The organism is Halomonas sp. AOP30-A1-24, from assembly GCF_052378165.1.
Lineage (GTDB): Bacteria > Pseudomonadota > Gammaproteobacteria > Pseudomonadales > Halomonadaceae > Vreelandella > Vreelandella citrativorans.
On record NZ_JBQSXL010000004.1, the window covers coordinates 115119 to 140730 of the forward strand.

The 25612-nt window shown below is 55.5% G+C and carries 27 protein-coding genes; 21 read left to right on the plus strand and 6 right to left on the minus strand.

Going from position 1 to position 25612, the window contains the following annotated elements; all coding sequences use genetic code 11:
• The first annotated feature begins 119 nt into the window (after positions 1–119).
• From ACT3TJ_RS03630 to dtd, 8 genes are all read left to right on the plus strand, one after another.
• A complete protein-coding gene (locus tag ACT3TJ_RS03630; RefSeq protein WP_444665473.1) occupies positions 120–773 on the plus strand; it encodes a c-type cytochrome in 654 nt (217 codons plus the stop codon).
• A 97-nt stretch (positions 774–870) separates the two neighbouring features.
• Entirely contained in the window at positions 871–1503 is a 633-nt protein-coding gene (locus ACT3TJ_RS03635) for a thiol:disulfide interchange protein DsbA/DsbL (RefSeq protein ID WP_172116845.1), read from the plus strand.
• Between the two features lie 27 nt (positions 1504–1530).
• Entirely contained in the window at positions 1531–2355 is an 825-nt protein-coding gene (locus tag ACT3TJ_RS03640; RefSeq protein WP_087110470.1) for an endonuclease/exonuclease/phosphatase family protein, read from the plus strand.
• A 135-nt stretch (positions 2356–2490) separates the two neighbouring features.
• A complete protein-coding gene (locus tag ACT3TJ_RS03645) occupies positions 2491–3039 on the plus strand; it encodes a TRAP transporter small permease subunit (RefSeq protein WP_442352933.1) in 549 nt (182 codons plus the stop codon).
• Positions 3039–4454, plus strand: coding sequence for a TRAP transporter large permease (locus ACT3TJ_RS03650; protein WP_442352934.1), 1416 nt, complete (start codon positions 3039–3041; stop codon positions 4452–4454). Before ACT3TJ_RS03645 ends, ACT3TJ_RS03650 begins: the two co-directional genes overlap by 1 nt.
• A gap of 8 nt (positions 4455–4462) precedes the next feature.
• Positions 4463–5284 (plus strand): bifunctional hydroxymethylpyrimidine kinase/phosphomethylpyrimidine kinase, encoded by an 822-nt coding sequence (gene thiD / locus ACT3TJ_RS03655; RefSeq protein WP_087110476.1) that lies wholly within the window; start codon positions 4463–4465, stop codon positions 5282–5284.
• Positions 5285–5395: 111 nt separating this feature from the next.
• Complete coding sequence (locus ACT3TJ_RS03660; RefSeq protein ID WP_444665474.1) at positions 5396–6241, plus strand: universal stress protein; 846 nt, start codon at positions 5396–5398, stop codon at positions 6239–6241.
• Positions 6242–6286: 45 nt separating this feature from the next.
• Complete coding sequence (gene dtd / locus ACT3TJ_RS03665) at positions 6287–6724, plus strand: D-aminoacyl-tRNA deacylase (RefSeq protein ID WP_442352936.1); 438 nt, start codon at positions 6287–6289, stop codon at positions 6722–6724.
• 34 nt (positions 6725–6758) lie between these two features.
• Here dtd and ACT3TJ_RS03670 read toward each other — a convergent pair whose 3' ends face one another.
• Complete coding sequence (locus ACT3TJ_RS03670; protein WP_442352937.1) at positions 6759–8717, minus strand: ATP-binding cassette domain-containing protein; 1959 nt, start codon at positions 8715–8717, stop codon at positions 6759–6761.
• Between the two features lie 30 nt (positions 8718–8747).
• Between ACT3TJ_RS03670 and ACT3TJ_RS03675 the strand changes: the two genes are divergently transcribed.
• The 7 genes from ACT3TJ_RS03675 (at position 8748) to ACT3TJ_RS03705 (ending at position 15168) form a co-directional block, all read left to right on the plus strand.
• Positions 8748–9320 carry a TIGR02444 family protein gene (locus ACT3TJ_RS03675; protein ID WP_442352938.1) on the plus strand — a complete coding sequence of 191 codons (573 nt, stop codon included), beginning with the start codon at positions 8748–8750 and terminating at the stop codon, positions 9318–9320.
• A 168-nt stretch (positions 9321–9488) separates the two neighbouring features.
• Positions 9489–10502: a TRAP transporter substrate-binding protein gene (locus ACT3TJ_RS03680; protein ID WP_442352939.1), complete on the plus strand. Its 1014-nt coding sequence runs from the start codon at positions 9489–9491 to the stop codon at positions 10500–10502.
• 282 nt (positions 10503–10784) lie between these two features.
• Positions 10785–11363, plus strand: a complete 579-nt coding sequence (locus tag ACT3TJ_RS03685) for a TRAP transporter small permease (RefSeq protein ID WP_192526888.1) — start codon at positions 10785–10787, stop codon at positions 11361–11363.
• A gap of 30 nt (positions 11364–11393) precedes the next feature.
• Positions 11394–12677, plus strand: a complete 1284-nt coding sequence (locus ACT3TJ_RS03690; RefSeq protein ID WP_192526889.1) for a TRAP transporter large permease — start codon at positions 11394–11396, stop codon at positions 12675–12677.
• Between the two features lie 21 nt (positions 12678–12698).
• Complete coding sequence (locus tag ACT3TJ_RS03695) at positions 12699–13142, plus strand: universal stress protein (protein ID WP_442352940.1); 444 nt, start codon at positions 12699–12701, stop codon at positions 13140–13142.
• A gap of 256 nt (positions 13143–13398) precedes the next feature.
• Positions 13399–14079 (plus strand): FKBP-type peptidyl-prolyl cis-trans isomerase, encoded by a 681-nt coding sequence (locus ACT3TJ_RS03700; protein WP_192526890.1) that lies wholly within the window; start codon positions 13399–13401, stop codon positions 14077–14079.
• A gap of 3 nt (positions 14080–14082) precedes the next feature.
• Positions 14083–15168, plus strand: a complete 1086-nt coding sequence (locus ACT3TJ_RS03705; protein ID WP_444621753.1) for a poly(3-hydroxybutyrate) depolymerase — start codon at positions 14083–14085, stop codon at positions 15166–15168.
• A gap of 10 nt (positions 15169–15178) precedes the next feature.
• Here ACT3TJ_RS03705 and ACT3TJ_RS03710 read toward each other — a convergent pair whose 3' ends face one another.
• Positions 15179–15685, minus strand: coding sequence for a hypothetical protein (locus ACT3TJ_RS03710; protein WP_192526892.1), 507 nt, complete (start codon positions 15683–15685; stop codon positions 15179–15181).
• 105 nt (positions 15686–15790) lie between these two features.
• Between ACT3TJ_RS03710 and ACT3TJ_RS03715 the strand changes: the two genes are divergently transcribed.
• On the plus strand, positions 15791–16705 hold the full coding sequence (locus tag ACT3TJ_RS03715; RefSeq protein ID WP_444621754.1) for an AEC family transporter: 915 nt from the start codon (positions 15791–15793) through the stop codon (positions 16703–16705).
• A 276-nt stretch (positions 16706–16981) separates the two neighbouring features.
• Here the strand turns inward: ACT3TJ_RS03715 and trmB are convergent, their stop codons facing one another.
• The 3 genes from trmB to thiS form a co-directional block, all read right to left on the minus strand.
• Positions 16982–17725 carry a tRNA (guanosine(46)-N7)-methyltransferase TrmB gene (gene trmB, locus ACT3TJ_RS03720; RefSeq protein WP_444621755.1) on the minus strand — a complete coding sequence of 248 codons (744 nt, stop codon included), beginning with the start codon at positions 17723–17725 and terminating at the stop codon, positions 16982–16984.
• A gap of 8 nt (positions 17726–17733) precedes the next feature.
• Entirely contained in the window at positions 17734–18525 is a 792-nt protein-coding gene (locus tag ACT3TJ_RS03725; RefSeq protein WP_087110513.1) for a thiazole synthase, read from the minus strand.
• A gap of 65 nt (positions 18526–18590) precedes the next feature.
• Positions 18591–18791 (minus strand): sulfur carrier protein ThiS, encoded by a 201-nt coding sequence (gene thiS, locus ACT3TJ_RS03730; RefSeq protein WP_442353440.1) that lies wholly within the window; start codon positions 18789–18791, stop codon positions 18591–18593.
• A gap of 161 nt (positions 18792–18952) precedes the next feature.
• Between thiS and ACT3TJ_RS03735 the strand changes: the two genes are divergently transcribed.
• A complete protein-coding gene (locus ACT3TJ_RS03735; RefSeq protein ID WP_442353439.1) occupies positions 18953–19330 on the plus strand; it encodes a DUF423 domain-containing protein in 378 nt (125 codons plus the stop codon).
• Between the two features lie 22 nt (positions 19331–19352).
• Here ACT3TJ_RS03735 and ACT3TJ_RS03740 read toward each other — a convergent pair whose 3' ends face one another.
• Entirely contained in the window at positions 19353–20402 is a 1050-nt protein-coding gene (locus ACT3TJ_RS03740; protein WP_442353438.1) for a LacI family DNA-binding transcriptional regulator, read from the minus strand.
• Between the two features lie 379 nt (positions 20403–20781).
• Here ACT3TJ_RS03740 and ACT3TJ_RS03745 point away from each other — a divergent pair, with 379 nt between their 5' ends.
• The 4 genes from ACT3TJ_RS03745 to ACT3TJ_RS03760 are packed head-to-tail and all read left to right on the plus strand — an operon-like array spanning position 20782 to position 25552.
• On the plus strand, positions 20782–21837 hold the full coding sequence (locus ACT3TJ_RS03745; RefSeq protein ID WP_444621756.1) for a sugar phosphate isomerase/epimerase family protein: 1056 nt from the start codon (positions 20782–20784) through the stop codon (positions 21835–21837).
• A 22-nt stretch (positions 21838–21859) separates the two neighbouring features.
• A complete protein-coding gene (locus ACT3TJ_RS03750; RefSeq protein WP_444621757.1) occupies positions 21860–23038 on the plus strand; it encodes a Gfo/Idh/MocA family protein in 1179 nt (392 codons plus the stop codon).
• Complete coding sequence (locus ACT3TJ_RS03755; protein ID WP_444621758.1) at positions 23035–24576, plus strand: sugar ABC transporter ATP-binding protein; 1542 nt, start codon at positions 23035–23037, stop codon at positions 24574–24576. The genes ACT3TJ_RS03750 and ACT3TJ_RS03755 overlap by 4 nt, the downstream gene beginning before the upstream one ends.
• On the plus strand, positions 24560–25552 hold the full coding sequence (locus ACT3TJ_RS03760; RefSeq protein WP_192526899.1) for an ABC transporter permease: 993 nt from the start codon (positions 24560–24562) through the stop codon (positions 25550–25552). Before ACT3TJ_RS03755 ends, ACT3TJ_RS03760 begins: the two co-directional genes overlap by 17 nt.
• The last annotated feature ends 60 nt before the right edge of the window (positions 25553–25612 follow it).

Sequence of the window (25612 nt, forward strand, 5' to 3'; positions counted from 1 at the left end):
GTAGGTTGAGCACCCTATTTGACATGCCAGATAGCGCCCACCGTTATGAATAGCGTAGCCCTTGAATCGCATAGTGAGTCGTTATTAGAACCGTCCTTAGAGTCATCATGAGCGTCGTTATGAACGTCTTTACGAAAATCTGTGTAAAAGCAACGCTGGCAAGCCTGGCGGCTGTTTTAAGTGCCCCAGCTAGTGTTTATGCGCAGCCTGCTGACCCGCAAGCAACGGATATCATCGCCGGTCAACAGCGCGCGCAAACGTGTGCGGCTTGTCATGGGCAAACGGGCATCAGTCCGGCCAGTGCGTTTCCGCATTTAGCGGGGCAGCAAGCCTCTTACCTGGCCAAACAGATTAGAGATATTCGTGATGGCGAGCGGGTGGTTGTGCAAATGACAGGCATGGTTGACGACTTTTCTGACCAGGATGCCTGGAACGTTGCCGCCTATTATGCCGCCCAGGAGGCTAATCTGGGCCATGCCAATGCGGAAGACGAGGCGCTATTGGCTCGCGGAGAAGAGATTTATCGCGCAGGGGTGCGCTCGCGTGGTGTGCCTGCCTGCAGCGCATGCCATACGCCCACGGGTGGCGGTATTGGCAGCGCCGTTTACCCGGCGATTGCTGGTCAGTACCCCGCCTATACGATGACAGCGTTACACGCGTTTGCTAGCGGTGAACGAACGAACGACCCAAGCGGTAGCATGCACGATATTGCGACTCGGCTAAGCGAGGAGGATATGCAGGCCGTGGCTAACTACCTCTTTGGTTTACACTAAGTTGTATCCTGAAAATGAATGCTCTTTCCTATCGGTGAGGGAACCTGATAGCGTTAGAGATAGTCCTATCTTCGCTTATCCCTTGGAGAATTGTCGCATGTTCAAAACGTTATTGGTTGCCCTGACCGGTTTAGGCCTTTCAGCATCTGTCAGTGCTCAGGAATTGGTAGAAGGTAAAGACTATACGCTGCTTGATTCACCGGTCGCGACTCAGGTCGATGAGGATCACATCGAAGTGACCGAAGTGTTCTGGTTCGGCTGCCCTCACTGCAACCGCCTTCAAGCACCCATCACTGAATGGTACGAAACACTGGATGATGACGTAAGTATTGTGCATATGCCCGCTGTCATGGGCGGAAACTCCAATGTTCACGCGACGGCTTTTTATGCTGCCGAGTCGCTAGGCATTGAAGACGATTTGCATGCTGATTTCTTTACGGCGATTCACCAGGATGACCGCGCGTTAACGGATGCTGACGATATTGCCGACTTTTTTGCCGATTATGGTGTCAGTGAAGACGATGCCAAAAAATCCTTAACTTCGTTTGGCGTACGTAGCGAAGTTAACAACGCCCACGGTCGTATTCGTGAAATGCGCTTGATGGGTGTGCCCGCGCTGGTGGTTGATGGCCGTTACGTTATTACCCCCAGCACCGCAGGCAGCCTTGAGAATATGCCGCAAGTGGCAGAAGCACTCATCGAGCGCGTGCGTACTGAGCGCGCGCAGTAAGGTGTAAGGGCATGGGGTGATAAGCAGATGGTCAATCTGACAACAGTGAATCAGCCGGGCAAGTTATCGTCTCTGCTAGAAACGGGGCACCTTCGCTTGCTGACGTTTAATTTGCAGGTGGGCATCCAAACGTCTGCTTATCATCACTACTTTACCCGCAGTTGGCAGCACTTCTTGCCGAACCCTCAGCGCGTTAAACGTCTGGATATTATGGGCGATGTGTTGAGCCAGTTTGATGTGGTGGGGCTTCAGGAGGCCGATGGCGGCAGTTTTCGCTCCAGTCGTATCAATCAGGTGGAGTACCTGGCCGCTCAGGCCGGGTTTCCGCATCACTTTAAACAGTTAAACCGTAATCTGGGGCGTATCGCCCAGCACAGTAACGGCCTGCTTTCGCGTCTGACACCTACGAAAATTGAAGAGCACCGTTTGCCCGGTACGTTACCTGGTCGCGGGGCCATTCACGTACGTTTTGGTAACGGGCCGGATGCGTTACATATTTTTATTGCTCACTTGGCGCTTAGCCAGCGTGGGCGTGGGCGTCAGCTTGACTACTTGAGTGAAATTATTGAGCCGCTACATCACGTGGTGGTGATGGGCGATCTCAACTGCACGCCGGATCAGTTGCACGCCCATCAGCGGTTTAGTGCCTCGCTGCCGCTTCATCCGGTTAAACCGCTATTGAGCTATCCCTCGTGGCAGCCACGACGTGCGCTGGACCATATTCTGCTCTCGCAAACGCTGGAGGCCGCTGAGGTGCGGGTAATGGATCATCTGTTCTCTGATCACCTGCCTATTGCCGTTGATCTACCGTTACCTAACGCCTGTCTATTGGCGATTGAAAACGCCAACTAACGCTTAAGGCCGCCAAACGGGTGAATATGTGCGTTTTAAGCCGCTTTAACCGGTAGATAATTGCCTGTTTAGGGATGACGTTCGGCCTGGAATCAGCGATGATTCCAGGCCGTTTCTTTGTGTAGGACATTTAACATGCACGCCAATGCTCATGAGCCGCGGTTGCTCCGCTGGCTCGACTGCGTGACGGAGAGAGTCGGCCGGGCCATTGCCTGGCTGGTTGTGATCATGATGCTGGTTCAGTTCGCCATCGTTGTCATGCGTTACGCCTTCGGTATGAACAGTATCGTGATGGAAGAGTCGGTAATGTATATGCATGCCGCCGTATTTATGCTGTGCGCTGGCTGGACGCTGCGACATGAGGGCCATGTGCGGGTGGATATCTTTTATCGGCGCATGTCCGACCGTGGCCGTGCCTGGATCGATCTTCTCGGTACGCTGTTTTTACTGATCCCGGTGATGCTATTTATTGCGATCACGAGCTTTCACTACATTTACAGCAGCTGGTCGATCATGGAGCGCTCCGCCAATGGCGGTATTCCTGCCGTCTTTCTACTCAAGTCAATGATCCTGGCGATGGTGGCACTGATGCTTCTCCAGGCGGTGGCCCAGTTAATCCGCAAAATATTGATCATTCGCGGCAAACTGCCTGCGCCTATTTCTGAGCATGAGGAGATCATCTAGTGCTGGCGACTCTATTGGAAGGTATGCCGCTGATACTATTCGCCACGGTTTGCGTTGTTTTAATGCTGGGGTATCCGGTGGCGCTGTCGCTGGCGGGCACTGCGCTGGCATTTGCCGGGTTGGGATGGTTGCTTCAGTCGATGGGCGTTGCGGTGCCGTTTGAAGCGCGCTGGATGAACTCCATGCCCAACCGAATTTACGGCATCATGACCAATAGCACCCTGCTGGCGGTGCCTTTATTTGTGCTGATGGGTGTGCTGCTTGAGAAGTCCAAGGTCGCTGAAACACTGTTAGACGCGATGACTATGGCGTTTGGCGCTCTACGCGGAGGGCTGGGCATTGCTGTGGTATTGGTCGGTATGCTGCTGGCCGCGTCTACCGGTATTGTGGGGGCCACGGTGGTCACCATGGGCCTGCTCTCGCTACCTACGATGCTAAAGCGTGGCTACTCGCCTGCGCTTGCGACCGGCACTATTTGTGCGACCGGAACGCTTGGTCAGATTATTCCACCGTCCATTGCGCTGGTGTTACTGGGCGACGTGCTCAACAACGCCTACCAACAGGCCCAGCTTGCCATGGGCGCCTGGAGCCCGAAAACGCTTTCCGTAGGGGATCTGTTTGTTGGCGCGCTGGTGCCCGGCCTGATACTGGTGGTTGCGTATATCATCTACTTACTGATGGTGGCGTGGCTTAAGCCGGGCGCCGCTCCTGCCGCTGATCGTCAGGCGTTGATGCAAGAGCTTGGGCACACCGGCAGTATCTGGCCGTTACTCATAAAAGGGCTTTTACCCCCGATACTGCTGATCGTTGCCGTGCTGGGGTCTATTTTGGGCGGTATTGCGACGCCCACTGAGGCATCCGCCGTGGGCGCGTTTGGTGCCTTGCTGCTGGCCGCTTTTAATCGCCAACTGAGTGTTCCCATGCTGCGCGAGGTGGTGTACTCCACCGCTAAAGTCACCAGCATGGTGTTTTTAATCCTGATTGGGGCGGCGCTGTTTTCGCTGGTTTTCCGTGCCTTCGGCGGTGAAGAGCTGGTGACCCACCTGTTTGAAGCGATGCCGGGGGGCGTTGTAGGCGCCACGATCGTGGTCATGCTGGTGATCTTCCTGCTTGGGTTTATCCTCGACTTTATCGAAATTACCTTTGTTGTGGTGCCGATTGTCGGCCCGGTTCTGCTGGCCATGGGCGTTGACCCCATTTGGCTAGGTATTATGATCGCCGTTAACCTGCAAACCTCGTTTTTAACGCCGCCGTTTGGGTTTGCGCTCTTTTACCTGCGGGGCGTAACGCCACAAAGTGTGCCGACCTCCGCCATCTACCGAGGCGTCATTCCGTTTATTCTCCTGCAACTGGGAATGCTATTGGCGCTGGCGCTGTTCCCTGAGCTTGCCACGTGGCTACCGTCGGTTATTTAGGAAACCCCATGACACGAAATGTAAATGTACTGACGATTGCAGGCTCTGATCCCTCCGGTGGCGCAGGGCTGCAGGGTGATTTAAAGACGTTCTCGGCGCTGGGCGTCTATGGCACCAATGTGATTACGGCGGTGATTGCGCAAAATACTTGCGGCGTTTCCTCGGTCTATCCGGTATCCCCCCAGGCGATCCGTGAGCAGTTGGAAACCCTGTTGGACGATGTGGAGCTGGATGCCGTCAAGATTGGCATGGTCGCAAGCCAGGATGTCGCTGATGTGATTGCTGATGTACTGCGCAAGCGCCGCCCACGCTGGATCGTGCTTGATCCGGTGATGGTCGCCAAAAGTGGCGATATTCTGGTAGACGATGTGGGGATTCGGGCGGTACGCGACATTCTGGTACCGCTGGCCGATGTGATCACACCTAACCTGCCAGAAGCCGCCGTGCTGCTTGATACCGCCTCACCTACGAGCCTGGACGCCATGGAAGCCATGCTGCCTGGCTTAGCCCAACTGGGCGCGCCTTATGTCGTGTTAAAGGGGGGGCACCTGCGTGGCGAGACATGCCCTGACTTGCTGGCAACGCCGGATGGTCACGAGTGGCTACCTGCGTCACGTATCCAAACAGAGAACTTACACGGCACCGGCTGCGCCTTGTCATCCGCTATTGCGGCCTGCCTGGCAAAGCTGCCCATGGATGCGCCTGCCCAGGCCCCCGCTGCGGCTATTAGCGATGCTAAACGGTGGCTGCATGCTGCTCTTGAGGCCAGCGTTCAACTAAGCGTTGGTAAAGGGCGCGGGCCGGTGCACCATTTTCATGCCTGGTGGTAACGCGCTACACACTAAAATGAATCGTTAGCTTGCGGGATATGGCTTCGCCCACCATGCTGAAGGGTGTCTGTGAAACGACTGCCTGGATGCTTGTCTGAGGAGCGTTATGCCATGACCCGCACGTTTGTGTTTGCCACTGACCTCTCTGCTGAAAATCGCGCTGGCTTTGCGCGCGCCTTGCGCCTTGCTTATACGCACAACGCCCATCTGGATGTTCTGCATGTGCTGGACCCCCATCTGCCGCATCGGCTACTGCAAACAGTAGAGCAAGCGATCAATGAAGATATTGGCGCCACGTTGACCGATATTCGTGAAGACTACGCGTTGGAAGCCCCCAAGACCGTGGTGCAAACCGTTACCGGCGAACCCCATGTTGAAATTGCACGCAAGGCCCATGAAGAGCAGGCCAGGCTGATTGTACTGGGGATGCACCGCAAGCGTGGTCAGAAAGCGCTGTTGGCGGGCACCACGCTAATGCGCGTCGTACGCAATGCGCCGTGTCCTGTGGTGATTACCCAGTACACGCCCACCCAGCCCTGGCAGCATATTGTGATACCCGTTGATGCCTGTTTGAGCGCTCGCCACATGCTAAAACAGACGCTAAGTCACTTTCCCGATGCAAAACTAACACTGCTGCATGCCTGGACAGTGCCCGGTGAAGAGGCACTGGGTTCTGAGGTCACTTTCGCTCAGTGGCGTGAGCAGGAAGTGGCGCGCCTGCGGGAGGCATTAAAACACCAGATTGATGAGCTGGTGCGCGAGCTCGACGATGCCCCCGATATTGAGCTGGTGCTTGAACCCGGCACGCCGTGCGAGGTGACCCAGGACTATATCAGGTACCACTCGCCTGACCTGGCGGTGATGAGTAGCCGTAGCCAGCCTTTTCACTCCAGCCAGCTAACGCAAGCGCTGCTCAGCGAGCCCCACTGCGACCTGATGTTATGCCGCGCCTGGTGACGTGAATAGGTACACTAGGCGCTGATATCGTCAGGAGAAGCGCAAGTGAAAGTACTGATACAGCGTGTGAGCCAGGCAAGCGTCAGTGTCGAGGGGCAAACGGTGGGTGCTATTGAGCAAGGGTTATTGGCACTGGTGGGCGTTGAGAAGGGCGACACTGACGCCGCCGTTGAGAAAATACTTCACCGACTTTTGCACTACCGTGTCTTTAGCGACGCCGAGGGCAAAATGAACCTCAATCTTCAGCAGATAGACGGTGGCTTGCTGCTGGTATCGCAGTTTACCCTGGCCGCTGAAACCCATAAGGGCCTGCGCCCGGGCTTTTCCAGCGCCGCACCCCCTGCCGAAGGTGAACGGCTGTTTAATGCGCTGGTCAGCCAGGCCCAGTCGGCTTGGCCGAAGGTGGCCACCGGCCAGTTTGGTGCCGATATGCAGGTGGCGCTGATTAACGATGGCCCGGTGACGTTCCTGCTGGAAAGCTAACTATTTGGTTTCGCAGAGTACAAACATCCTGGTACTAAGCGTTTTCGCTGGCCAACAGTTCGGCTTCCATGGCTTCCAGCGACTCTTCCGCTGCTAGCCACTGCTGCTCGGAACTGTCCAGGCGGGCCTTGATGGTGGCTTGCTGGGACAGCGCCTCGGTAAGCTCGGCCTTACGGCTGCTGTCGGTATAAAGCTCGGGGTCGGCCAGTACAGACTCTACGTCTTCCAGCTCGGCCTGGGCTTTTTCCATGGCTTTTTCAGCCTGGTCGCGCTCTTTTTTCAGCGGACGCAGCTTTTCACGCAGCTCGGCAGCGGCCTTACGGGCTGCCTTGCGCGCGTCGCGGCTATCCCCGCTGGGTTGCTGGCTCTGACGCTCGGCTTTTTCGCTACGCGAATCGCGGCGACTCTCTTCAAGGCGCGCTTTTAACCACGCGCGATAATCCTCAAGGTCGCCATCAAACGGCTCTACACGGTTGTCCGCCACGCACCAGAACTCATCGACCGTAGCGCGTAGCAGGTGGCGGTCGTGGGATACCAGAATCACCGTGCCTTCAAAACCGGCCAGCGCCTCGGTAAGCGCTTCGCGCATTTCCAGATCCAGGTGGTTGGTCGGCTCATCCAGCAGTAGCAAATTGGGCTTTTGCCAAGCGACCAGCGCCAGTGCCAAACGCGCTTTTTCACCGCCTGAGAAAGTAGCCACTTTGCCAAAGGCGTCATCGCCTTTAAAACCAAAGCCGCCCAGAAAGTTACGAATCTCCTGGTCGCTGGCTCTAGGTGAAAGGCGCTGGACATGCACAAACGGGGTAGAGGTGACATCTAGCCCTTCCAGCTGGTGCTGAGCAAAGTAGCCAATCGCCAAGTGCTCACCAGGAACGCGCTTGCCGTTTAGCAGCTCAAGCTCGCCGGTCAAGGACTTGATCAGCGTTGATTTACCCGCACCGTTAGGCCCCAGCAGGCCAATACGGCTGCCCGGCAGCAGGGTAATATTGACCTTGTCGAGCTGAACGGTATCGTGCTCTTTACCCCGATAGCCCAGCTGGGCCTGATCAAGTACCAGCAGCGGGTGCGAGGTTTTATCGGCGGCGGGCAGCGTGAAGTGAAAGGGCGAATCGACGTGGGCGATGGCAATATCTTCCATACGCTCCAGCATTTTGACCCGGCTTTGCGCCTGCTTCGCTTTGGTTGCCTGAGCTTTGAAGCGTGCAATAAAGCGCTCAATCTCTTCGCGGCGGGCCTGCTGCTTGGCGGCTTCGGCTTGTTGCAGGGCTAGCTTCTCGGCTCGCGTTCGCTCAAAGAGGGAGTAGTTGCCCCGATAAAGCTCAAGCGTCTGGTGGTGCATGTGTACAATGTGGTCACATACTGCATCCAGAAAATCGCGGTCGTGGGAAATCAGCAGCAGGGTGCCCGGGTAGCGGCTTAGCCACTGCTCTAGCCACAGCAGCGCGTCGAGGTCCAGGTGGTTGGTGGGCTCATCCAGCAGCAATAAGTCAGAGGGCATAAACAGCGTGCGCGCCAGGTTAACGCGCATTCGCCAGCCGCCTGAAAAGTCGGAAAGCGGACGGGAAAGATCTGGCTGGAAAAAGCCAAGCCCAACCAGTAACTGGGCGGCGCGAGACTCCGCACGGTAGCCATCCAGGGTTTCGATCAGCCCGTGAAGCTCGGCTTCGCGGTGCGCTTCGCCCGCCTCCTGGGCGGCGAGCAGTTCGGCTTCAGCTTGGCGCAGGGCCTTATCGCCATCCAGCACATATTCGATAATTGGCCGATCAAGCGCTTCAACTTCCTGGGCCATATGTGCGATGCGTTGCCCACCGCTCATTTCAACATCGCCCTGGTCGGGGCCTAATTCACCCAGCAGGAGCTTGAAAAGGCTCGATTTACCAGCGCCGTTTGCCCCGATAATACCCGCCTTGATACCGTCGTGCAGGGTCAAGTCGGCGTTCTCGAGTAGCGTTTGCGTGCCGCGTTGCAGGGCGACTTGGCGCAGTGCGATCATGCTCTCTCCCAATGAAAAGTGGGTAAACCAATGCTCGATTCTAACCGATTGCGCCGCCTGGAGCAGATGCCATTATGGGATTTTGCCCTCTCGTTTTATAAAGCCCCCGGCGTTGAAGACGCCTGCCTGACGCTACAGGACACATTAGGCGTCGATGTGTGCGAACTGTTATTTCACGGCTGGCTGTTTGTGAATGGGCTTGAAGCACGCCCAGAAGCGCTGGCGCCACAGCGTGAGCAGCGTCAGCTATGGCAGCGTGAGACCACAGAAGTGCTGCGTCATTTACGCCGCACGTTAAAGCCCCAGGCACTACACAGCGCCTCTGTTTCCGCTCTGCGTAAAACGATTCAGCAGGCTGAGCTGCAGGCCGAACGTGAAAACCTTCAACGTTGGCAAAGGTGGGCGATCGAAAATTCTGACAGCGCCCAGCGATTAACAAACTGCGCGTTGTTTTCGAACGATAGTGAAAAATGGCTGCAAGATAAGTTGTTTTTTGCCGAACTTGACAAGGGTTACCAGGGTGAGCCAAGCGCGCGCGAAAGCGTGGTTAACGCTTGGCAAACCCTGGCAGCCCGGCTTGACCACTTCGAGTCACCGCGCTAGCCTGAAAATAAGCTGCTTTTGAATAATCTTTCGTTATGCGTCCGCTGACCCACAGCAATGGATAACGTTTTTGCGTGTCAGCGAATGTTAAAAAGCGAATGTAAAAAAACAAAGGCAGAATTTTTGCGCACTCGTACGGCGCGCTAACCACTGCAAGGGGAACATCGCATGAAGGCAAGCAAGTTAGTAACGACGGCTAGCGTTGGCGCACTGTTGCTGGGCATGACCGCGGCTGCCCAGGCAGACAACTGGCGCTACGCTCACGAAGAGTACGAAGGTGATGTACAGGATGTGTTCGCCTACGCATTCAAAGAGTATATCGAAGATAATTCCGACCACACCATTCAGGTTTATCGCTTTGGCGAACTGGGCGAGTCTGACGACATCATGGAGCAGACTCAAAACGGCATTCTCCAGTTTGTTAACCAGTCACCGGGCTTTACCGGCGCGCTGATTCCAGAAGCTCAGATTTTCTTTATTCCTTACCTTCTGCCTACCGATCAAGATACGGTGCTAACGTTCTTCGACGAAAGCGAAGCGATTAACGAGATGTTCCCTGAGCTTTACGCTGAGCAGGGTCTTGAACTTCTTAAGATGTACCCAGAAGGCGAAATGGTGATTACCACCGATGAGCCGGTCAGCTCGCCCGAGGATCTGCAGAACAAGAAAATCCGTACCATGACCAACCCGCTGTTGTCAGAAACCTACAGCGCGTTTGGTGCAACACCCACGCCACTGCCGTGGGGTGAAGTGTACGGTGGTCTGCAAACCGGGATTTTGGACGGCCAGGAAAACCCGATCTTCTGGATCGAGTCGGGCGGTCTCTATGAAGTCTCTCCGCACCTGACGTTTACCGGCCATGGCTGGTTCACCACCGCCATGATGGCGAACCAGGACTTCTATTCAGATCTTTCTGAAGAAGACCAGCAGCTGGTTCAAGATGCCTCTGAAGCTGCTTATGACCAAACCATGGAGCACATCCAGGGCTTGGCCGACGAAGCGCTGGAGAAAATCCAGGCCGCTTCTAGCGATGTGACCGTTACGCGTCTGAACGAAGAGCAGATCCAGGCGTTCCGTGAACGGGCGCCACAAGTGGAAGAAACCTTCCTCGAAATGACGGGTGAGGGTGGCGCCGAGCTGCTGGAGCAGTTCAAAGCCGACCTGGAAGCCACAAACCCGTAATGTTGAGTTGCCGTTTAAGGCAGAAAGGGTGACTCATATCAGGGGCAGCCACGGCTGCCCCTTTTCTATTGTTTATCGATACCTTTAAGGGGAGCAACGTTGGTGGATAGTAGCCCCATACAAAAGGCGAAAAGCTTGAGTACCCCCTACGCTAAACGTATGTCGGTACTGCTCTCTCACCCTTCAACTTTGAACGTGGAATAACCTTGATGACTAGCATGTTATTGGCCGTTGCTAGCCATCGTCATGCTGCTAAACATGCCGTTAAAAAGGAGTCCGGCCATGACCGATGAAGAATCCGAAAAGAGCTATCATTCTGGTTTACCCGGCGTGTTGGGAGTGATCGACACTGCAATTAGCAAAATCGAGTCAGTGATATTGGCGCTAGGGGTTTTGCTAATGGCGCTGAATACGGTCACCAATGTGATTGCCCGCTTTGTATTTGGCAATAGCATCATGTTCTCCGGTGAATTAAACCGCATTTTGATCATCATGATTACGTTTGCCGGTATTGGCTATGCGGCGCGCCATGGGCGTCATATACGCATGTCGGCAATTTACGATGCTTTACCGGTGGGTGGGCGTAAAGCGTTGATGATCTGCATTTCGCTCGTCACCTCTTTCATTATGTTCTTCCTGTTTTACTACTCGATCGTTTATATCCTCGACTTGTATAGCAAAGGACGCGTGCTGCCTTCGTTAAGTTTGCCGGTCTGGATAATTTACCTATGGGTGCCGATGGGCTTTTTCATCACTGGTATTCAGTACCTGCTAACCGCCATTAAAAACCTCACGAGTCGGGATGTGTATCTCTCAACGGGTGTGGTCGATGGTTATAAAGATACCGAAACTGAAGTTTGACGCAGGGCATCGTATCCTGAGGAAAGAGCTATGACGACAATAATGATAGTCACCATGATTGCCCTGCTACTGCTGGGCTTTCCCATGATGGTGCCGCTCATTGCAGCGGCGATCATCGGTTTTTACATGATGTTTAACGGCTTCGGCCAGATGGATACGCTGATTCAGCAAATGATGGCAGGCATACGACCAGCCTCGCTGATCGCGGTACCCATGTTCATTTTAGCGGCCGATATTATGACCCGCGGCCAATCGGCTAACCGTTTGATCGCGATGGTAATGTCGTTTATCGGCCATATTAAGGGCGGGCTTGCGGTCAGTACGGCGGCCTCTTGTACGTTGTTTGGCGCTGTTTCAGGTTCAACCCAGGCAACCGTGGTTGCGGTGGGTTCGCCGTTGCGGCCCAAAATGCTTAAAGCCGGCTACTCCGACTCCTTTACGCTGGCGCTGATTATTAATGCCAGCGATATCGCTTTTTTGATTCCGCCGAGTATTGGCATGATCATCTACGGGGTCGTGTCGGGCACATCGATTGGTGAGCTGTTTATCGCCGGTATTGGCCCCGGCCTTCTGATTCTGTTGATGTTTTCAGCCTACTGTATTACCTACGCCATCGTTAAGGATGTACCGACCGAGGCGAAAGCCAACTGGAGAGAGCGTGGCGTTGCGGTTCAAAAAGCGCTCTGGCCGCTGGGTTTCCCGGTTATTATTGTCGGCGGTATTTATGGCGGTATTTTTAGCCCTACGGAGGCTGCTGCAGCGTGTGTGCTGTATGCGGTGCTGCTGGAATTTGTGGTGTTTCGGTCCCTCAAGATGGCCGATATCTACACGATTGCCAAATCTACCGGCTTGATTACCGCTGTGGTGTTTATCCTGGTAGCAGTCGGTAATAGCTTCTCCTGGATTATTTCCTTCGCTCAAATTCCCCAAACGATCCTGGAAGCCGTAGGCGTGAATGATGCCGGGCCGACCGGCGTCTTGATCGCGATTTGTATCTCCTTCTTTATCGCCTGCATGTTCGTTGACCCTATCGTGGTTATCCTCGTGCTTACGCCTATCTTTGCCCCTGCCATTGCCGCAACAGGACTCGACCCGGTACTGGTCGGCATCTTGATTACCCTGCAGGTGGCGATTGGCTCGGCCACACCACCGTTTGGCTGCGACATCTTTACCGCGATTGCGATCTTTAAGCGGCCTTACTGGGAAGTTATTAAAGGCACGCCGCCGTTTATCTTTATGCTCATTCTGGCGGCCGCGCTTCTAATCATGTTCCCGCAGATTGCGCTGTTTCTACGCGACCTGGCGTTCCGCTAGCCTTCCATTAAGGAGAACTGCATGTTTAACCGCATTTTAGTCCCAGTGGATGGCTCGAAAGGTGCCATTAAGGCGCTCGATAAAGCAGTAGGATTACATCTGCTAACGGGCGCTGAGCTCTATTTCTTGTGCGTATTCAAGCACCACAGCCTGCTTGAGGCGTCACTTTCCATGGTACGCCCCAATCAGTTGGATATTCCCGACGATGCGTTAAAAGAGTACGCCACCGAGATCGCTATACACGCGAAAAACCATGCCATTGAGCAAGGCGCGGGCAGCACAAGCGTGCGTGCCTTTGTTAAAGGTGGTCGGCCTTCACGTACCATTGCACGCTTCGCTTGGAAGCGAGAGTGCGATTTGATCGTGATTGGTGCTCAAGGCACTAACGGCGAAAAGAGCATGCTGCTGGGCAGTGTATCTCAGCGGGTGGCCGGTGCGGCGCATTGTCCCACCTTGGTGGTGTAGCTTCGTTGTAGGCACCACGATTGACGTAAGCATTGCTTCACAAGGTTAAACCTCTTGGTAAAAGCGAGGTCGTAACAGGCGTAGCTACAGTCTTAACTATGGTCTTAACTACGGTCTTAACTACGGTTTTAACTACGGTCTTAACTACAGTCGTAACAACAGCGCCCGTTTCAGGTAGATACACCCTGAAGCGGGTGTTAGGCTTTGAAGCACTTAATATCTGGCGTATTGCGCCGTCGAATAAGGTTACTTTTTTATGAAAACACTGCTCTCCTCAACGGCTCTGACAGGTCTGCTTTTAGTGGCACCGTTTGTTGCTGCGGCCCCTGAAACTGACGATCAGCGCCTTGCCTACAGCCTTGGGGTTACGCTGGGTGAAAGCATGAAAGCGGATATCGGCGACCTTGACCTGGATGCGTTTAACGACGGCATGCGCGATGTGTTCGAGGACAATGAGTTGGCGCTCGACGAAGAGCAAATGGTTGAGGCCATTATGGCCTTCCAGGAGCGCTCTTTGGAGGCGCGTGAACAGGAAGCCGCTGAGATCGGCCAGGCAAACCTCGAGGAAGGCGAAGAGTTCCTGGCAGAAAACGCCGAGCGTGAGGGCGTAGAGGTGACGGATTCTGGCCTGCAGTACGAAGTGCTTGAGTCGGGCGATGGCGCAACGCCCGGGCCTGAGGACACTGTTGAGGTGAATTACGAAGGCATGCTGCTGGATGGCACGATATTCGACAGCTCGTTTGAGCGCGGCGAGTCGGTTAGCTTCCAGGTCAATCAAGTTATTGAAGGCTGGCAGGAAGGCCTGCAGATGATGAGCGTTGGCGATAGCTGGATGCTGTATATCCCTGCTGACCTGGCTTACGGCGAAAACGGCCAAGGCCCAATTGGCCCCAATGAAATGCTCACGTTCCGGGTTGAACTGTTAGGCGTTGAATAATCCATGCCTATGGCCCTGCGGGTAGCTCACACGCTAAGTGCGTTGTTGTTGCTAAGCGGCCCGCTGGCAGCCAGTGCAATGGCTGAAACGCCTGAGCGCTTGCCCGCGCTAAATGCCATGTCAGAGCAGGCAAGCGTCGTCGGCGTTTCATCAGGCGGTTATATGGCAACCCAGCTAGCGGTTGCCTGGCCTGAGCGCTTTAGCGGTGTAGGCGTGCTGGCGGCAGGGCCTTGGGGCTGTTCGCAGGGCTCCTTAAATCTTGCGCTTAATCAATGCATGCAAACCCGTGCAGGCCAGCCAGCCTTGGACAGGCTAGACGCACGTTGGGCGGGTTATAAAAGGCATGACTGGGTCGGTGCTCGTGAAGACCTGGCTCAGCTCCGTGCCTTTGTCTGGTATGGCGATGCCGATGATGTCGTACAGCCCGAGCTGGCTGAGCTATTGGCCAAGCAGTGGTTGGGCTGGCTGACATCGCCTGAGCAGCTGCAACGGGTACGTAGTCAGGCAGCGGGGCATGGCTGGCCAGTCCAGCTACGCGAGGAGGAAGCTGTTGGTCCGCAGGAATTGGGCAACTGCCGCCAGGGCGGTGGTAGCCATGTGCTGGCCTGTGATGAAGATGTTGCGCAAGAAATGCTTGCCTGGTTATATCCCGAACGCGACGCTTCTATTTCCGCAGCTACTTCCACAACTACTTCCACAACGGGAGAGCTGGTTGCTTTCGATCAGTCGGAGTTTGCGGTTAAAGGGCTAGCGGACACGGGGTATGTATTTATTCCTGCAGCGTGTGAAGAGGAAGCATGCCCGGTCACTATTGCACTGCACGGCTGCCAAATGAGCGCTAGCGCTATTGGTGATACCTTTGTTAGCCATAGTGGTTTGAATCGTTGGGCCGCCAGCCACCAGCAGATAGTGCTTTACCCACAAGTCGACAGCAGCTTGTCGAACCCGCAAGGGTGCTGGGATTGGTGGGGGTATGCAGAAAGCCTCTGGCAGAAAAACCCGCTGCACGATACCCGTGAAGGCGTCCAGGCGAGCGCGCTCATGCGTATGCTTGACCGTTTGGAAGCCGCGCCGGTTATGTCTGACTAGTTCTGCCTGGCTAGCTCTTCTTTACCACTTCAAAGTCAAACCAGCTCCCCACATCTCCCTCCGGTGTTTCAAGAATCACGCGTGCCCGCCAAGGCGTAGCAGTTTGCACCTCTTTATCCACTTGGCCTTGACCACGAAAACGGCTTGGTGTGATGGCATCCAGCACAAAGCGCTCAATCCTCGAATCTCGATAGCGGTCAACCAAATCCACGTTGACCTGATGGGCTGGAATGCCTTGAATATCGACTTCCAACGGTAAAGCAGCGTGCGCTTCTATAGGGCCGTTGACATCAATATGAAAGGTCAACTGGCGCCCACTGCCCAGTGCGACTGAACAAGGGTGAGCATGGACATCGCAACTGGCGGCGGAAGGGAACCAGGTAACGTGGCTGTTATCGTGATATTGATGAAAAAATAGGTACCATGTAGACATCGCCAGTGCTAAACCGGTGACTAAAATCAGCACCTTGAGTCCCTGTAAACCTGAAAAACCAGCAGTTTTAGGTAGTATCTTCATGGCAGAATACCGCTACGCAGGCCGTGAGGCGGGGTGTCGTTTCATGGTAACAGTAAACGTGTCGATGTCGTTGTGCTGTGATGTCGCAGTCACTAAGGAAAACCCATGGAGAGTATTACCGCTGCGTTAGGGCCCCTGTTCCTACTCATTCTATTAGGAGCGGGCATGGGCTACTGGCGCTGGCCCGGTGCAGATTTTTGGCCGCAAATGGAGCGGCTAATTTACTTTGTGCTTTTCCCGGCCATGCTGGTGGGAACGCTGGCCACCGCCGATGTCAGCCAGGTACCGGTAGGGCGCTTGGCCCTGGTGCTATTAGGCGCCATTGCGTTTTTTGGGCTGCTGATCTGGTGGTTTCGCCATTGGCTACAGCTAACGCCTGCAGCATTTACCTCGGTGTTTCAAGGCGCGGTGCGCTTTAACACCTATGTAGGCGTAGCGGGGGCCGCGGCATTGCATGGCGAGTTAGGTGCAACCACGGCAGCGGTTGCCGTAGCGCTGATGGTGCCCGTGGTGAACATCATGTGTGTGGCAAGTTTTGTGGCTGCTGGCACATTAGGCAGTGCGAGCATGGGTAAAAGCGTCATGGCGCTGGTGAAAAACCCGCTGATCCTCGCCTGCCTGGCAGGCATAGGATTAAACCTGAGCGGCATTGGCCTGCCAGGGTGGAGTGAGGACACCGTCGGCCTGCTAGGGCGTGCCGCGCTACCACTAGGGCTGGTTGCCGTGGGGGTGGCACTACGCCCGGCCGCGCTGTTACGCATTGACCGTGGCCTGTTAGCGACCAACAGCATCAAATTGTTACTAATGCCAGCGCTGGTATTGGTGCTGGCGTGGGCGCTAGGCCTGGATACCGTTAGCCGGGACGTGGCGCTGCTGTTTGCAGCACTTCCCACGGCAACCTCGGCCTATATTCTGGCCCGCCAGTTAGGTGGTGACGCTGAGCTAATGGCAGCCATTATCACCGGTCAAACGCTACTCGCCATGCTCACGCTTCCGCTCTGGTTACAGCTTGCAGGGTAAGATGTAAAAATAAATAAAAAGTATTCGCATTTGTATTGACGGGTTAAATGATAATGATTATATTGTGCTTGTAGCGTTTAATGAGTCGCTACAGACCACGACAGCGAGCCGCCAGTTCGTTGTCATGGTTTCTCCCTCTCATTGCTAGTCACGGTCTTTTGCCACTCCTTTGGAGTGGCTTTCTTTTTTTGTGCACCTTTAAAAGACTGAGCCCACTGTGAATGACCGCCAGCGAGAGCTTTACGCTGACGGCCTTTGCTTGAAAGTGGTGGTAACTTACGCCTCGCGCCGATAAATCAGATCCCACACGCCGTGGCCGAGCTTCTCACCGCGGGCTTCAAACTTGGTCAGCGGGCGGAAGGCGGGGCGGGGTACATAGGGCGCCGTGTCGGCATCGGCTGTGTTGGTGTAGCCGGGGGCGGCTTCCATTACCTCGGCCATCCATTCGGCATAGGCTTCCCAGTCGGTCGCCATGTGGAAGGTGCCGCCGGGTTTTAAGCGGGTGCGAATCAGCTCGACAAATGCGGGCTGCACAATGCGCCGCTTGTGGTGCTTTTTCTTCGGCCAGGGGTCGGGAAAGAACAGTTGCACGGTGGTCAATGAGCCTTCCGGCAGGCATTTTTCCAGCACGGCCAAAGCGTCTTCCTTGTAGATACGCAGGTTGGTCAGGCCGCGCTTGTCCACTTCATCCAGCAGCTTGCCGACGCCCGGCGAATGCACTTCGATACCGATAAAGTCGGTGTCCGGGTGGGTTTCTGCCTGCTCGATCAGCGAGTTACCCATGCCGAAGCCGATTTCAACCACGCGGGGCGCTTCCCGGCCAAACAGTGCCGTCAGGTCCTGCAGACCATCGGCAATCGTCAGGCCAAAGCGCGGCCATACATCTTCAAGGCCTCGATTCTGGGCCTGAGTCATGCGCCCAGCACGGATTACATAGCTTTTAATACCGCGACGATGCAGCGGCGCTTCAGCGCTTTCTGGCCCGGTTGAGGACTCGTCGGTACTTTTAATATCAGTCATAAAATCTCTTAACCGTTAATGCGGCCAGCAAAAGGTGATGAAGGGTCTGCCGTTTGGCGGCGCGGCATGCGCCCGGCCAGGAAAGCATCGCGCCCGGCTTCTACGGCGCTCTTCATGGCGCGCGCCATGCGCAGCGGTTCACGAGCGTGGGCAATGGCGGTATTCAACAGCACGCCATCACAACCCAGTTCCATGGCCATGGCCGCGTCGGACGCCGTGCCGATACCGGCATCCACCAGCACCGGTACGCTGCTTTGTTCCACAATCAGGCGCACGTTGTGTGGGTTCTGAATGCCGTGGCCTGAACCAATCAGCGAGCCCAGCGGCATGATGGCGCAGCAACCCATGGCTTCAAGTTCGCGTGCCACAATGGGGTCGTCGCTGGTGTACACCATGACGTCAAAGCCATCGGCCAACAGCGTCTCGGCGGCTTTCAGGGTTTCGACGACATTGGGGTAGAGCGTGGTCTCATCGCCCAGCACTTCCAGTTTGACCAACTTGTGGCCATCCAGCAGTTCGCGGGCCAAGCGACAAGTGCGTACGGCGTCTTTGGCGGTGTAGCAGCCTGCCGTGTTAGGCAGCAGGGTATAGCGCGACGGTGAAATCACGTCGAGCAGGTTGGGTCCGGCTTCCTGGCCCAGGTTGGTACGGCGTACGGCAAAGGTAACAATCTCGGCGCCACTTTCGGCAATCGCCGCACCGGTCTCGTCGAAGTCTTTATATTTGCCGGTGCCGACCAGCAGGCGAGAACTAAAATTACGTCCGGCGATAGTAAACGGCGCATCGTTTTGAAGTGTCATAGCGAATCCTGGATAAAGCGCAAGAAATAGGGCGTAGCCAGTGGAATAGTCATGAGAGCTGCGGGCTAGCCACCGCCAATGGCGTGCACCACTTCGACCTGGTCACCCTCGGCCAAGGGAGTGATGGCTAGCTGGCTGCGTGGCACAATCTCTTCGTTGATCTCTACCGCGACCCGCCGACCCGTAAGCGCCAATTGATCGATTAGATCCGCAGCCGTCAGGCCCGCTTCCAGCGCGTAAGGCTCGCCATTGAGTTGAATTTGCATAAGGGCGTCTCGTCTATCGAGGCATAGGGTCTATAAGAGTTAGGGCTAACCCTAGCGAAATACCAAAAAGTGCCTCTATTGTAGCGGTTTCCTGCGGCGCAAGGTATGCCGAGTCGTACGCGCGCTTATACAGGCGCGCTAACACCTTGAAAGGAGCAGCAATGCAACGTAGCGAACGAATCATTTGGTGCCTGGTAGCGCTCTCTGGAGCTATCACGGTCATGGTGGGCGCGTATGCTGCTCATGGTCTGGCCGCGCGAGTATCGGCGGAGTTGGTGCACGCGGCCGAAACCGGTGTGCGCTATCAGGCTTGGCACACACTGGCGATAATGGCGGTACTGGTCGGTCAGCGTGTGTTCGGTTTCAAGGGCTGGCAGTGGCCAGTTGCGCTGTGGGGCTTGGGCATGGTGGGTTTCTCCGGCTCGCTTTATGCCATGGCGATGGCCGGTTTGAATGCAGGCATCGTCACGCCGATAGGTGGCGCTCTGCTGATTGCCGGGTGGCTGATGCTGGCGGTAGCGGTGATCAGAAGCCCTTAATCAAGAAGCCCCGGTAGACTTTTTACGGCTGACCTTTAAGCTGCCCGGTGCTTTTACGCACGATCAAGTGACTACTTAGCGTCTGATGCCGAATGGGCTGCTCGCCGCGCAAAAGGTGGAGCAGCAACTGCATGGCCTGCTGGCCGATTTCATTGCGCGGCTGGCTAATGGTCGTCAGTTCCGGGTCGCAGTATTCGCTTAGGCCGATATTATCAAAGCCGACAACCGACAGCTGGTCGGGCACGCTAATACCCAACTGGCGGGCGGCTTTCAGCACGCCAACCGCCATTTCGTCACTATGACAAAAAATTGCGGTAGGGCGGGGCGTTTTCCCCTCCAGCAGTGCTAGCCCCTGCTGATACCCGGAGCGAAAGCCAAAGTTACCCTCTGCAATACGCGCTTCATTGCTCAATTGATGCACCGCGAGCGTATCGCGATAGCCGCGATTGCGTTCCTGGCAAATAGGGTTATTCGCGGGACCGGAAAGCGTGGCAATACGTCGGTGGCCGAGCGACACCAGATAATCAATCGCTTGGCAGCTGGCTTGATGGTTGTCGATAGCAATTAACGGCAGGTCGATATCGCTAAAAAATTCACATGTCATGACCAACGGAAAGTCCGCCTGATTATCCGCTTGCTTGACCAGCGCCTTGGGGATCTCGGAGGTCAACAGCACAATGCCATCGGCCTGGTTGGTGGAAAGCAGCCGAAAGTAGGCCTCAGCGCGCGCAGGGTCGTGTTCGCAGTCGCCAATCAGTATCTGGTAACCCGCCTGATGGGCAACATCCTCCATGCCGCTAATAATTTCGGAGAAGAACGGATTCGAAATATCCGGCAAGAGCGCCACGATGGTTTTGGACTCCGCGCGGCGCAAGTTGCGTGCGGCAATGTTGGGCGAATAGCCCACCTGAGCAATTGCCTGATTCACCCGCTTTCGGGTGGCATCGCTGACTTTTTCAGGCGTTGCCAGGGCGCGTGATACGGTGGCTGTCGAACAGCCCGCCGCTTTCGCCACGTCTTTAATCGTCGGCACGCTATGCGGCTGTTTGCTCGTTACCTGGGTGTTAAGCATTGAACGATGGTCCTGAAAAAAAACGCGCCTGAAAGCGGGCGGTTAAAGACAATGTTGGCGCGCTATTCGCTAAAATGTAAATGTTTACATCAAAATTCTAGCAGTGTTAACCACAATATATAAACGCATCCTTACTATTAGCGCGTTAATTATGCGGCTATTTATTCCCTCTTTTTATTTATTCTTTAGTCTAAAATATAAGCGCTTACCGAGAGGTTTAAGATTTAAAATCCTTTTACAGCAGTGCGTTATCCATTTTATTTCATTCTTTTTGTCATGCTTGACCGATGTACTTTGCTCTGCTGCAATGTAATCCATTACATTGCGTCTTTCAGCGCTGGTTGCTGACGCCAAAACAACAAAACAAATGAGGTCGATGATGAAGACCCTTAAAGGGCCCGCGCTCTTTCTAGCCCAGTACATTGGTGACGAGCCGCCTTTCGATAGCCTGGAGAATATTGCTCGCTGGGCATCGGAGCTGGGCTTTAAAGCGCTGCAAATGCCCACGCTGGATAAGCGGTTTTTTGATCTTGAACGAGCGGCAGAAAGCCAGGTGTATTGCCAGGAAGTGCAGGCGACTTTAGCGCAATATGACTTGGAAATTTGCGAGCTTTCGACGCATTTGCAGGGCCAATTGGTGGCCGTGCATCCGGTTTATGACAGCCTGTTTGATGGCTTCGCCCCGCCTGAACTGCACGGCGACCCGGTCGCGCGCCAAGCCTGGGCCGTCGAGCAGCTAAAGCTTGCTGCGCAGGCCAGCGCCAATCTGGGTTTGAAGGCCCACGCCACGTTCTCCGGCTCGCTACTTTGGCCGTTTCTTTACCCGTGGCCGCAGCGCCCCGCAGGGCTGGTTGAAGAGGGTTTTGCCGAGCTTGCCAAGCGCTGGCGCCCTATTCTGGATGCCTTCGATGCGGCGGGTGTGGACTTATGCTTTGAGATTCACCCCGGTGAAGACTTGCACGATGGCGCGACCTTTGAGCGTTTTTTAGCCGCAGTGGACCATCACCCGCGCTGCTGCATGCTGTATGACCCTTCGCATTTGGTGCTCCAGCAGCTTGATCACCTTGCCTTTCTTGACCGCTATCACCCCTATATCCGCATGTTTCATGTCAAAGATGCCGAGTTTCATCCCACCGCCCAGCAGGGCGTTTACGGCGGCTACACTTCTTGGGTCGAGCGGGCAGGCCGCTTTCGCTCCTTGGGCGACGGGCAGGTGGATTTCAAAGCGGTGTTCTCGAAACTGGCCCAGTACGATTTTGATGGCTGGGCAGTCATCGAGTGGGAGTGCGCGATCAAACATCCTGAGCAGGGCGCGGCGGAAGGCGTCACGTTCGTGAACGAGCACATCATTCAGGTGACCGACCGCGCGTTTGATGATTTTGCCGATGCCGGAACGGATCGCCAGGCCAACCGCACGCTGCTGGGCCTCGGTTAAATTAACGCTCAGGGGTTACTTCATGACAATAATCAATAACACGCCGCGCAGACTTCGCCTCGCCATGATAGGCGGCGGCCAGGGGGCTTTTATTGGCGGTGTGCACCGCATGGCGGCACGCCTGGACGACCGCTTTGAGCTGGTGGCCGGGGCTTTTTCATCCCAGACCGAGCGCAACCTGGCGACCGCCAGCGAGTTAGGTATTGATGAGCAGCGTTGCTATACCGACTACGCCGCGCTGTTGGCAGGCGAAGCCGCTCGTGAAGATGGTGCGCAGGTCGTGGCGATTGTGACGCCCAACCATCTGCATTACCCGGCGGCGCTGGCAAGCCTGAAAGTGGGCTTTCACGTGGTGTGTGAAAAACCCATGACGCTCAGTGTTGAGGAAGCCGAGCAGCTGGCGCAGGCGGCTGAGAAAAGCGCTCGCCACTTTGTATTAATGCACAACTATGCGGGTTATCCACTGGTTCAGCATGCCCGTGAACTGATTGCCGAAGGCGCGCTGGGGCAGCTTCGCCATGTACAGGTCGAATATATTCAAGAGTGGTTAAGTGAACCCCCTGAAGCCGATAACCGCCAAGCTGCTTGGCGGTTGGATCCTACTCAGGCGGGCGCGGCGGGTTGTTTGGGAGATATCGGCGTGCATGCGTTTCAGCTGGCCCAGTTTATCAGCGGTCAGCGCGTCAGTGAGGTAAGCGCTGAGCTGGTGACAGCGGTGCCGGGGCGGGCGCTGGACGATAACGTTCAGGCGCTGCTGCGCTTTAACGGCGGTGCGCGCGGCATGCTGTGGGCAAGCCAGACGGCCGCTGGTTATGAAAATGCGCTAACCATTCGCGTCATCGGCGAGAAGGCCAGCCTGCAATGGGCCCAGGAGCAGCCCAACGAGCTGTGGCTGAAACCGCTTAATGGGCCAAGCCAGCGCTTAACGCGGCGCGATGACTGGCTAAGTGCGAACATTGCTCAAGGCGTTCGCGTGCCGGGCGGGCATCCGGAAGGCTACATTGAAGCCTTTGCCAACCTGTATCAGGCGTTGGCCGATGGTCACGCGGCTGGTGAGTATCCCGCTTGGCTGCCCGGCATTGAAGACGGTGTGGATGGCATGCGCTTTATTGCCGCGGCGATTACCTCACACCAGGCGGAGGGTAGCTGGACGCCGCTGCATCTGAGTAAAGCGTCAGGCGCTTCTGGGGGCGCCCCATGAGCGAGCCTATTTTAAAGCTTGAAGGGATCGGTAAAGCCTTCGGCCCCGTTCAAGTACTGAATGATATTTCCCTTTCCGTTATGCCGGGCGAAGTGCTGGGTATTCTGGGGGAAAATGGCGCCGGAAAATCCACGCTGTTAAAGATCATCAGCGGTATTTACACGCCAACGGCGGGTACGATTCACCTGAATGGCCAGATATTCAACGCACTGGACCCGATTACGGCGCGTTTTCACGGCGTGGCGATGATCCCCCAGGAATTCAATTTAATCCCCACGCTGCGTGTTTACGAAAATGTCTTTCTCGGCCAGGAAGTACGCCGTCATGGTTTTCTTGACCACGCTGGTATGCGTAAGCGAACCCAGCAACTACTCAGCTCGCTTGAAGTGGACCTGGACCCTGAACTTCCCATCGAGCGGCTAAGCGTTGCCCAAAAGCAGATGGTAGAAGTGGCCAGGGTGCTGGTTAACGACGCGCGACTGCTGATTCTGGATGAGCCCACTACGGTACTGACCGACCGCGAAGTCGCAGTGCTGTTTAAAGTGGTGCGCGCGCTGGTCGCCAAGGGCGTCACGATTCTGTTTATTTCTCACAAGCTAAAAGAGGTCAAAGACCTTTGTGATCGGCTGCTGATTTTACGCGACGGCCAGCAAGTAGAACTGTGCGAGACCGCGACGCTTAATGAAGAGGGCATGGCGCGCAAAATGGTCGGGCGTGAGCTGTCACAAATTTACCCTGAGAAGCTTGCGCAACGTGCTGATAACACGCCGCCCGCGCTGCGGGTGCGGGGCTTGAGCCTTAAAGGCAAGCTCAAGGACATCAACCTTGAAGTACGCCGCGGTGAAGTGTTGGGGCTTGCCGGGTTAGTAGGTGCGGGGCGCACCGAAATTGCTGAAACCATCATGGGGCTGCACCGTAAAGAGCAGGGCGAAATATTAATCGATGGCGAGCTTGTTGATCTTCGTTCGCCCAACGAAGCCCACGCCCACGGCTTGGCGTATCTGTCGGAAGACCGCCAGGGCAAGGGGCTGATTCTCTCGTTTAACGTCATGCAGAACATTACCGCCCTTAGCCTGAAGCGCTATGTGCGCGGGTTTATCAAACATCGCGCTGAACGGCGTCAAGCTGAACATTACCAGCAGCGCTTGGCCATCAAGGCATCCAACCTCGCGGCGCCGGTGAGCCTGTTGAGCGGTGGTAACCAACAGAAGGTTTACTTCTCGAAGCTACTCGATATCGAGCCCGAGATCCTGATGCTCGATGAGCCCACCCGCGGCATCGACATCAGCGCTAAACAGCAGATTTACCGGTTGATTCGCGACTTTACCGAACAAAATAAAGCTGTTGTCGTGATCTCCTCTGAGCTTGAAGAGGTCATTGGTATTGCGGATCGGGTGTTAGTGATTCGTGAGGGGCAAATAGCCGTTGAGCTTAACGGTGACGAGATCAACGAAGAACAAATAATGCTGTATGCCGCTGGCGCACGGCAGCACGCCAACCGTGAACAAGTGGGGAATAAAGATGGCTCAACCGCCTAATACCAAGACAATGGGGAGCGTTGCACGCCAAGGCCTGCGCAGGCTGCCCCTTAACGCGACGATTCTGGCCCCGCTGGTGGCGCTGATTTTGCTGTTCGTAGTGTCGTCCATCGCCAGCGAATATTTTCTAAATACGCGCAATATTTCCAACGTGATGCGTCAGGTCTCCTATACCGGCATTATCGCCATCGGCATGACCTTTGTGATTATCGCCGGCGGGATCGATCTGTCGGTGGGGTCGATGGTGGCGCTGGTGGGCGTGGTTATCCTGTATATCGTCAATAGTATTAGTGACCCCATTCAGGCGGTGCTTCTCGGCCTGTTGGCCGCTATCGCAGCGGGCGGGCTGTTAGGGCTATTCAACGGCTTGTTAGTCACCCGAGGGCGTATTGCCGCCTTTGTGGTAACGCTTGCCAGTATGTCGATTTTTCGCTCGCTGGCGCTCTACTTCACCGATGCGGCGGTGGTTTCTACCCCCAACCCGCACTTCTCAAGCGTGGGCGGCGGCTTTTTGCTGGGCATTCCGGTTCCGGTGATCGTATTCTTTGGCTTAGCGATCATCGCGCATGTGCTGCTGTTTCATACCCCTTACGGGCGGCATGTGTGCGCGGTGGGCGCTAATCCTCAGGTAGCACGCTATTCGGGCATTCGGGTTGAGCGCATTGTGCTCTCCACCTTTGTGATTGCGGGCATCTGTGTGGGTCTTTCGGCCATCATGCTGACTTCACGGCTCAACTCGGTAAGCCCGAGTGATGCAGGCTACTTTTATGAACTGGATGCTATCGCCGCCGTCGTCATCGGAGGCACGGCGCTTTCCGGCGGGCGCGGCTCGATATGGGGCACGGTCATCGGTGCGCTGATTCTGGGTATTATCAACAACATGCTTAACCTGACCGGCGTTTCCCCTTATTTGCAGGGGTTGGTCAAGGGTGGCGTCATTTTGCTGGCGGTGCTGCTGCAGTACAAGCGTGCCTGATTTGTAAAAGCGGACGTTAAAAACGGTCTTTTCGGTCGCTATGCCCAAACAGGGCCGACG

Bases quoted from the DNA above. Each gene is read 5' to 3' on its own strand.
- ACT3TJ_RS03630 (WP_444665473.1), top strand. From the start codon at position 120: ATGAACGTCTTTACGAAAATCTGTGTAAAAGCAACGCTGGCAAGCCTG.
- ACT3TJ_RS03635 (WP_172116845.1), top strand. From the start codon at position 871: ATGTTCAAAACGTTATTGGTTGCCCTGACCGGTTTAGGCCTTTCAGCA.
- ACT3TJ_RS03640 (WP_087110470.1), top strand. From the start codon at position 1,531: ATGGTCAATCTGACAACAGTGAATCAGCCGGGCAAGTTATCGTCTCTG.
- ACT3TJ_RS03645 (WP_442352933.1), top strand. From the start codon at position 2,491: ATGCACGCCAATGCTCATGAGCCGCGGTTGCTCCGCTGGCTCGACTGC.
- thiD (WP_087110476.1), top strand. From the start codon at position 4,463: ATGACACGAAATGTAAATGTACTGACGATTGCAGGCTCTGATCCCTCC.
- ACT3TJ_RS03660 (WP_444665474.1), top strand. From the start codon at position 5,396: ATGACCCGCACGTTTGTGTTTGCCACTGACCTCTCTGCTGAAAATCGC.
- ACT3TJ_RS03670 (WP_442352937.1), bottom strand. From the start codon at position 8,717: ATGATCGCACTGCGCCAAGTCGCCCTGCAACGCGGCACGCAAACGCTA.
- ACT3TJ_RS03675 (WP_442352938.1), top strand. From the start codon at position 8,748: ATGCTCGATTCTAACCGATTGCGCCGCCTGGAGCAGATGCCATTATGG.
- ACT3TJ_RS03680 (WP_442352939.1), top strand. From the start codon at position 9,489: ATGAAGGCAAGCAAGTTAGTAACGACGGCTAGCGTTGGCGCACTGTTG.
- ACT3TJ_RS03685 (WP_192526888.1), top strand. From the start codon at position 10,785: ATGACCGATGAAGAATCCGAAAAGAGCTATCATTCTGGTTTACCCGGC.
- ACT3TJ_RS03690 (WP_192526889.1), top strand. From the start codon at position 11,394: ATGACGACAATAATGATAGTCACCATGATTGCCCTGCTACTGCTGGGC.
- ACT3TJ_RS03695 (WP_442352940.1), top strand. From the start codon at position 12,699: ATGTTTAACCGCATTTTAGTCCCAGTGGATGGCTCGAAAGGTGCCATT.
- ACT3TJ_RS03700 (WP_192526890.1), top strand. From the start codon at position 13,399: ATGAAAACACTGCTCTCCTCAACGGCTCTGACAGGTCTGCTTTTAGTG.
- ACT3TJ_RS03705 (WP_444621753.1), top strand. From the start codon at position 14,083: ATGCCTATGGCCCTGCGGGTAGCTCACACGCTAAGTGCGTTGTTGTTG.
- ACT3TJ_RS03710 (WP_192526892.1), bottom strand. From the start codon at position 15,685: ATGAAGATACTACCTAAAACTGCTGGTTTTTCAGGTTTACAGGGACTC.
- ACT3TJ_RS03715 (WP_444621754.1), top strand. From the start codon at position 15,791: ATGGAGAGTATTACCGCTGCGTTAGGGCCCCTGTTCCTACTCATTCTA.
- trmB (WP_444621755.1), bottom strand. From the start codon at position 17,725: ATGACTGATATTAAAAGTACCGACGAGTCCTCAACCGGGCCAGAAAGC.
- ACT3TJ_RS03725 (WP_087110513.1), bottom strand. From the start codon at position 18,525: ATGACACTTCAAAACGATGCGCCGTTTACTATCGCCGGACGTAATTTT.
- thiS (WP_442353440.1), bottom strand. From the start codon at position 18,791: ATGCAAATTCAACTCAATGGCGAGCCTTACGCGCTGGAAGCGGGCCTG.
- ACT3TJ_RS03735 (WP_442353439.1), top strand. From the start codon at position 18,953: ATGCAACGTAGCGAACGAATCATTTGGTGCCTGGTAGCGCTCTCTGGA.
- ACT3TJ_RS03740 (WP_442353438.1), bottom strand. From the start codon at position 20,402: ATGCTTAACACCCAGGTAACGAGCAAACAGCCGCATAGCGTGCCGACG.
- ACT3TJ_RS03745 (WP_444621756.1), top strand. From the start codon at position 20,782: ATGAAGACCCTTAAAGGGCCCGCGCTCTTTCTAGCCCAGTACATTGGT.
- ACT3TJ_RS03750 (WP_444621757.1), top strand. From the start codon at position 21,860: ATGACAATAATCAATAACACGCCGCGCAGACTTCGCCTCGCCATGATA.
- ACT3TJ_RS03755 (WP_444621758.1), top strand. From the start codon at position 23,035: ATGAGCGAGCCTATTTTAAAGCTTGAAGGGATCGGTAAAGCCTTCGGC.
- ACT3TJ_RS03760 (WP_192526899.1), top strand. From the start codon at position 24,560: ATGGCTCAACCGCCTAATACCAAGACAATGGGGAGCGTTGCACGCCAA.